The sequence below is a fragment of the Candidatus Pelagibacter sp. genome (assembly GCF_052049995.1).
Taxonomy (GTDB): domain Bacteria; phylum Pseudomonadota; class Alphaproteobacteria; order Pelagibacterales; family Pelagibacteraceae; genus Pelagibacter.
The window spans coordinates 1-8,001 of the sequence record NZ_JBNGYX010000014.1 but is presented as its reverse complement, the minus strand read 5'-3'; the positions used below and the strand labels follow the sequence as shown (position 1 = coordinate 8,001).

Sequence of the window (8,001 nt, the reverse complement as noted above, 5' to 3'; positions counted from 1 at the left end):
CCTTAATAAAGATTATTTATTTTTTATTAAAAATTCTTCATCATTTTTTAATTCAAATATTATTAAAGAAGTTGATAATTTTGCAATGAAATTGATGGATAGCCTTATATATCTTTTGACAGATACAGTTATTATATTAACTATAATTACTTTTTTAATGATTAGTTATCCTTATGAGACATCATTACTTTTTTTTATTTCTTCAGGGATGTTCACTATGTATTATATTTTCTTTAGAAAAAAGTTAAAAAAATTAGGCACACAAGTTACAAAGTTTACTTCATCAAGAGTAAGATTTCTTGAAGATAGTTTTTATATTGTTCAAAATATTAAAATTGATCAATCTGAAAAATTTTTTATAAAAAAGTTTCGTGAAATATCTTTCAAAACATCTGAAAACCTAAGAAAAATTGCATTTATTGTTGAGTCTCCAAAAAGTTTAATAGAACTTACAATGTTGTTAGTTATATTTGTACTTTTGTTAAATTTTTCATTTTTTTTTGAGATAGAGACAAGTAAATTTATTTCTCTCATTGGATTATTCGTATTTGGGATGTTTAGAATTCTACCTTCTTATAATCGTGTTTTATTGGCATTAAATAACATTAAGGCACATTATGGATGTATACAAGTTATCAAAAGTCAATTGGTAGATTATGATGAAGTTGTTGAAAAAGAAAAAGTTTTAACAAATGAAAATACAAAATCATTTAATAAGATAAAATTAGAAAACATATATTTTGAGTATAATAAAAATAATCCAATCTTAGAAAATGTTAACTTCGAAACGAATAGAGGTGAAATAATTGGTATTCTTGGTGAGAACGGATCAGGAAAAAGTACTCTACTTAATATTTTATGTGGTTTGATTGTACCTCAAAAAGGTTCTATTTTATTAGATGGAAATAAACCAAAAAGTTACGATCAGATAATTAAGGGTAAAATCGGCTACATACCTCAAAAAATTTATTTATCTGATGACACAATTAAAAATAACATTACTTTAGGTAAAAATGAGGATGAGATAAATAATGATAGCTATGAGAAAGCTATAAAATTATCTAGATTGGATGATGTTATTAATAAATTAAATGAAAAAGAGAATACAAGAGTAGGAGAAAGAGGTATTAAGTTGTCTGGAGGTCAGCAGCAAAGAATAGGACTGGCAAGAGCTATTTATAAAAACCCTGAAATTTTAATTTTAGATGAAGCTACTAATGCATTAGATTTCGAGACAGAAATGCAAATTTTGAATAAAATAAAAGGCTTTAAAGATAAAATGTTTATATTTTTGGTTTCCCACAACAAAAAAAATTTTGAAATATGTGATAAAATTTTAGAGTTAAAATCTAAAAGGATTCATGTTGTAAAATAAATAAATTTTTTTCAGAATCGTTTATATGAGTAGAAAAACAAAAATTTCAGTAGTAATACCAACTTATAATCGACCTAAATACTTAAACAAAATTTTATATAAATTAGTTAAATCAACAATACCAAGCGAAATTTTAATTTGTGATGGTGGCAGCAATATATCCTCAAAATCTCAAATTAAACAAATTATTAATAAATATTATAGTCACAATATAAAATATTTTGATATTGGATATAATAATCATTCAGCAAAAAGAAACAAAGGTATCAAAAACTCTAATTCAAAATATATCGTGCTACTAGACGATGATTGTATACCTGAAAAAAAATTTTTAGAAAAATATTATTCTTTATTAGAAAAAAATAAGTTTAAAAAATATTGTTTTTGTGGTTCAGTTGTTTACCCAAATAATATACTAAAAAAAAATTTTATTAAATTTAGACAGTCACGTCACTTTGTAATTAATCAAAAAGAAAATTTTTTAGAAAATTATTTGCATCCAAGAAATATTGTTACAATGAATATGGCATTTAAAAAAAAAATTATAATTGATAAAAAAATTTTTTTCTATGAAAAGTTTAATATTTATGGTTTTGAAGATTATGAGTTTGGTTACCGTTTGAAAGAAAATGATGTTAAATTTGTTGCATCATATCCATTAGTTTATCATTATGATGAGCGTAGTTTTAAACAATACCTCGAAAAGATTAAATTTGTGGGATATGAAGGTGGTAATTATTTAATAAAGTTGAATAAAAAAGCATCTTTAGAAAATAATTATATTAAAATTCAAACTAATTTTGTTGTAAACCTTCTAAAAAAAACTCGATTAAGTTTGAGTATTTTTAAATATTTGGAAAGAAATTTTGTTATTCTTGAAAAAAAAATGCACCTTCCAAATATTATATATAAAATATTATGTGTTAATGCTTATTTAATTGGTTACTTAATGTCTAGCGATAAAAAAAATGATAAATTTTTTATAGGATGGTATAAGTAGTATTCATGTTTAAAAATAAAATTATTTTAATAACTGGTGGGACAGGATCATTTGGTTCAGCTTTTGTAAATCATTGTTTAGAAAAAAAATTATATTTTAAAGAAATAAGAATTTTAAGTAGGGATGAAAAAAAACAGGACGATTTTAGAAAAAAACTTAATAACAAGAAAGTAAAGTTCTATATTGGTGATGTAAAGGATAAATCAAGCTTAGGTGTTGCTTTTAAAAATGTAGACTTTGTTTTTCATGCTGCAGCATATAAACAAGTACCCTCTTGCGAATTTTATCCAATGGAAGCAATTAAAACCAATGTAATAGGAACTAATAATGTAATAGATATTGCCATGGATGAGAAAGTAGAAAAAGTTGTTTGTTTAAGTACAGATAAAGCTGTTTATCCAATAAACGCAATGGGTATTTCAAAGGCAATGATGGAGAAGGTGGCAATATCTAAATCTTTAAATAATCAAAATTCTACAACTATTTGTGTAACAAGATATGGAAATGTATTAGCGTCAAGGGGATCTGTAATTCCTCTAATGATAAATCAAATTAGAAAAAACAAACCTATCACAATCACAGATGGTGAGATGACACGCTTTTTAATGCCCATGTCAGAAGCAATAAATCTAGTAATTTACGCCATGAAAAACGCAAAAAATGGTGATATTTTTGTTAAAAAAACTTACTCATCAACAATTAAATCTTTAGTTAATTCAATAATAAAGTTTATGAATAAGAAAAAATGGGAGGTTAAAATTATAGGTAATAGACATGGAGAAAAAAAACATGAATGCCTATTGTCATCAGAAGAACTTTCAAAAGCTCAAGATCTAAAAAATTTCTATCGTATTCCAAGTGATATAAGAGATTTAAATTATAACAATTATTTTGATACTGGAAAACCAAAAGATTTATTAAAAGTTTATAGTTCAGATAATGTAAAGATTTTAAATGAAAATGAATTATTGAAAATTTTAAAATCTATTAAAAAAGAATTATTGTTTTAAAATAATATGCATCATTATTTAGAGATTTAATGAATATATTAATCATAGGAGCAGATGGATTTATAGGAAAAAATTTAACTCAAAGATTAAAAAATTTTCAAAGTTTTGATTTAAACAAAATAACTAGAAAAACTTCAATAAAAAATTTTACAAAAAAAGTTAATAAAGCAGATATAATTTTTCATTTTGCAGGAGCAAATAGAGAAAAAAATAAAATTAATTTTAAAAAAAAAAATTTTTTGTTAACAAAAAAAATTTGTGAGTTACTTAAAATTAAAAAAAAAAAAACAAAATTAATTTATACTTCAACTATTCAAGTTGTTAAAAAAAATCCTTATGGTGTTTCAAAAAAACAAGCTGAAAATTTATTACTTAAATTAAAAAATAACAATACTCAGGTGTTTATATATAGACTGGCCAATGTATTTGGTAAATGGTCAAAACCATTTTATAATTCTGTTGTTGCAACATTTTGTTATCAGATTTTACACAATAAAGAGATAAAAATTATTAAAAATGAACAAATAAGTCTAATTTATATCGATACATTAATTGATAGTTTTGTGAAGTTGATTAAAATTCAAAAAAAAACAAATATTTTTCAAAAAATTTCAAATCAAAAAAAAATCTATGTAAAATCACTTGCTAATAAACTATTAGAATTTCAAAAAAAAATTAATAAATCCGAAATACCCATTCTTAAAAATGATTTTGAAAAAAATTTATATTCCACTTTTTTAAGTTTTATGCACCAAAAAAAAGGTTTTTTTGAAGTCAAAAGAAACACTGACATAAGAGGAGAATTCACTGAATTATTTAAAAATAAATTGATAGGACAAGTTTCTTTTTTTTCTATAAATAAAAATCAAGTCAGAGGACAACATTATCATGACACAAAGACTGAAAAATTTTTTCTTATAGATGGTAAGGTAAAATTTGATTTTTATAACATTGTATCTAAAAAAAAATTTTCAATGATAATCACCAAAAATACTTCAAGAGTAATATTTACTTTGCCAGGATGGTCTCACAAAATAAAAAACATAGGTAATAAAACTGCGATCTTTGCTGTTTGGTCAAATGAAATTTATGATAGAAATAAACCTGATACATATTATTATAAATTTTAAAAATTAAATGAAGAAAAAAATAGTAACAATACTAGGAACTAGACCAGAAATAATCAGACTATCCTGCATAATTAAACAGCTTGATAAAAATTTTAATCACATTTTGATTAATACAAATCAAAATTATGATAAAAATCTAAATTTAATTTTTTTTAAAGAATTAAATATTAAACAACCAAAATATATTTTAAAAAATATATCAAATAAATCACCTATTGACTTTTTAAGTAAGTCACTGATTGAAGTGGATAAAATTTTAAATTATGAAAATCCAGACGGTATATTGGTTTTAGGAGATACAAATTCTAGTTTAACTGCTATTTGTGGAAAAAAGAGAAAAATTCCAATCTTTCATATAGAAGCGGGCAACAGGTGTTTTGATGAAAGAGTGCCAGAGGAAATTAATAGAAAAATCGTTGACCACATTTCCGATATAAATATGACTTATAGTGACTATGCAAGGTTAAATTTAATTTCCGAAGGAATTAAAAATGAAAAAATTATTAAAATAGGAAGCCCTCTTTTTGAAGTTTATAATGAGTACAATGATTTAATTGAAAAAAGTTCTATTTTAAAAAAATTAAAATTGAAAAAAAAAAATTTTTTTTTAGCTTCAGTACATAGAGAAGAAAATGTAGATCAATCTAAAAATTTACTAGAGATTATAAATTCTTTTAATAAATTAATTAGGAAGTTTAATTTACCAATAATATTTTCAACTCATCCGCGAACAAGAAGTAGATTAAAAAAAATAAAAAATTTAAACAAAAAAATTATTTTTTCAAAGCCATTTAGTTTTTATGATTACATTAAATTAATGAAAAATTGTAAATTAATTTTATCAGATAGTGGCAGTATAACAGAGGAAACTTCTATTTTAAAAATTCCCTCAGTAAATCTCAGGTTTACATTTGAACGTCAAGAAGGTTTAGAAAGAGGGTTGTCTACATTATCAGGACTAAAATCTAAAGATATTATAGAAACAGTTGATTTGAATTTAAGGAAGAAAGTCTTTGATGAACATTCTGATTATTCTATTTCAAATGTTTCTGGAAATGTTTCAAACATAATCCAAAGTTATATACAATATGTAAATTATAAAGTCTGGTATAAATAAATTGAGAGTATTAATTATTTCACAATATTTTTGGCCCGAACAGTTTAGAATTAACGATATTGCATCTGATTTAACAAAAAGAGGATATGAAGTTGATGTATTAACTGGAAAACCAAACTATCCACAAGGAAAGCTATATGAAGATTTTAAGTTAAATCATAAAAAGTACAAAAAATATGGTGACGCAAATATTTACAGAGTTCCAATTTGGTTAAGAAAAAATTCAAATAAAGTAAATTTATTTTTAAATTACTTATCCTTTGTATTCAGTGGAATTTTTTTTGGCTTTTTTTACTTAAGAAAAAAAAAGTATGACTATATATTCACATTTGCTACGAGCCCGATAACTGTAGCTATTGTCTCAATTTTTTTTTCAAAAGTTAAAAATGCAAAAACGGTTTTGTGGGTATTAGATCTTTGGCCCAATATACTTCTTGAATTATCAATAATTAGAAATAAGTTTTTATATAGTTTACTTAAAAAATTAGTAATCAAAATATATTTAAGTCATGATTTAATTCTTGCACAATCTCAAACATTTATAAATATTATTAAAAAACAAATTTATCCTAAAAAAAAAAATATTTCTTATTTTCCAGCATGGCCAGAAACTCTCACATCAAATAAACAAAATAGCATAAATGAACAATACAACTCTACCAATGAAAATAAAAAAAAGATAAATATTGTATTCACAGGTAACGTAGGTGAAGCTCAAAATTTTGATAATATTTTTAAAGTAGCTAGAGAACTTAAAAATGAGGAGAATATTCATTGGACTATTATTGGAACAGGTAGAAAGTTAGAAGAAATAAAATTATTAGTAGAATCTGAAAATATTAAAAATTTTTATTTTAAAGGCCATGTTCAATTATCGGAAGTAAAAAGGTACCATGATGAAGCAGATATTCTTTTAATATCATTATCTAAAGGTGAAGGATTATCTGGAACAATACCAGGAAAGTTGCAAACATATTTAAATTCTCAAAAATTTATTCTTGGAATGATACAAGGCGAAGCTAAAAAAATAATTGAGACAACTAATAGTGGAATTTGTTTTGATCCTGAGGATCACGAAGGTGTTGTAAATTTTTTAAAAAATGTAGTGCATAATAAAAACCTTATTAAAATAGACAATTTTCTTTCAGTAAAAAATTATTTAAATAAACATTTTAATAAGGAACGTATTTTAAATGAGTTGCAAACTTACTTTAAACAACTAAGTAAAGATTTAAATTTAAAATTAATAAGTAATATTTCAAAAATACCATTTGATAAAAATTTTTCATTATCTGGACTTAATTTAGCTTTTATAGGTTTTTATAATCTAAATGTAATAAGACTTCATGAGAATTTATACCTTTGGCCTGATGGAATATTTGCAAAAAGGTTTTATAAAAATATTGCTAAAATACCTGGTAGATCTCTTGTTAAAAATATTAAATTACCAGAATTAATTAAAAAAATTTATGTAATTGGAAATTTAACAGAAAAATCTAAAAATTATTTAGAAAATTTATACAAAAGAAACATTGTACATATAAATTTACCTTACGGAAAAGTAGAAGATCTATTTAATAATCACTGCAAAATAAATTTTAGTAATTCCGACTTAATTATAATTACTCTTCCCACCCCAAAACAAGAGCTGATGTCGGAAATGATTAAAAATTATAGTAAAAATTATAAAATATTATGTGTTGGTGGTGCCGTAACCATGGCATCTGGAGAAGAAAAACAGATACCAATTTTTTTTGATAACTATGGTCTAGAATTTCTTTGGAGACTTAAAACTGATACCAGAAGAAGAATTTATAGATTATTTGTAAGTTTTAGCTCATATGTAGTAGGACTAATTTTTATGAAATATAAAAAATTCAAAAAAACTTTAATTTGAAAAAAAAATCAAATATTAAAAAAATCTTTGTAATAGGAAGTGATTTTTCTGAAACAACCGGAGAGGGTGTTCTTGGAAAAAACTTTATTGATACATATGCCAAATTTAAAAAAAACATAAAATTAAAAAAAAAAATAGTATTTAACAACTCATATAACAAAAAAAATTTAATTCATAAATACTTTATTCCAATTTTAAATTCTATTTATGTCAGATTTAATAATAAAAAAAAATTTATTTATCTAAATTACTTACCTTTATGGAATTTTTTAATTTTTTTACTTTTACCAAAAAATACAATATTAGGACCAATTACAGGTAGCTACATAATCAACGATAAAAGATTTTTTTCAAATAAAATTAGAAAATATGTATTTCCACTTTTGTATAAAATAAGTTTAAAAATTATAAATAAAAAATTTGAAAAAGTAGTTTTTTCAACAAATTTATTAAAAAGTAGTTTTAATAAAAT

The 8,001-nt window shown here is 22.9% G+C and carries 7 protein-coding genes; all 7 read left to right on the top strand.

Annotated elements, in window-relative coordinates:
* Window positions 1-1,375 (top strand): ATP-binding cassette domain-containing protein (locus ACTT9Y_RS06990; protein WP_440933640.1); only part of this gene is annotated, 1,375 nt, incomplete at its 5' end.
* Window positions 1,376-1,400: 25 nt separating this feature from the next.
* Complete coding sequence (locus ACTT9Y_RS06985; RefSeq protein ID WP_440933639.1) at window positions 1,401-2,375, top strand: glycosyltransferase; 975 nt, start codon at window positions 1,401-1,403, stop codon at window positions 2,373-2,375.
* 5 nt (window positions 2,376-2,380) lie between these two features.
* The gene (locus ACTT9Y_RS06980; RefSeq protein ID WP_440933638.1) at window positions 2,381-3,385 is read left to right on the top strand and encodes a polysaccharide biosynthesis protein; all 1,005 of its coding nucleotides are present in this window, start codon (window positions 2,381-2,383) and stop codon (window positions 3,383-3,385) included.
* 29 nt (window positions 3,386-3,414) lie between these two features.
* Window positions 3,415-4,515, top strand: a complete 1,101-nt coding sequence (locus ACTT9Y_RS06975; RefSeq protein ID WP_440933637.1) for a polysaccharide biosynthesis C-terminal domain-containing protein — start codon at window positions 3,415-3,417, stop codon at window positions 4,513-4,515.
* A gap of 7 nt (window positions 4,516-4,522) precedes the next feature.
* Window positions 4,523-5,632 (top strand): non-hydrolyzing UDP-N-acetylglucosamine 2-epimerase, encoded by a 1,110-nt coding sequence (gene wecB, locus ACTT9Y_RS06970; protein ID WP_440933636.1) that lies wholly within the window; start codon window positions 4,523-4,525, stop codon window positions 5,630-5,632.
* A gap of 1 nt (window position 5,633) precedes the next feature.
* Window positions 5,634-7,529 (top strand): WecB/TagA/CpsF family glycosyltransferase, encoded by a 1,896-nt coding sequence (locus tag ACTT9Y_RS06965; RefSeq protein WP_440933635.1) that lies wholly within the window; start codon window positions 5,634-5,636, stop codon window positions 7,527-7,529.
* On the top strand, window positions 7,526-8,001 hold a 476-nt coding region (locus ACTT9Y_RS06960; RefSeq protein WP_440933634.1), incomplete at its 3' end, for a hypothetical protein. The genes ACTT9Y_RS06965 and ACTT9Y_RS06960, both read left to right, overlap by 4 nt.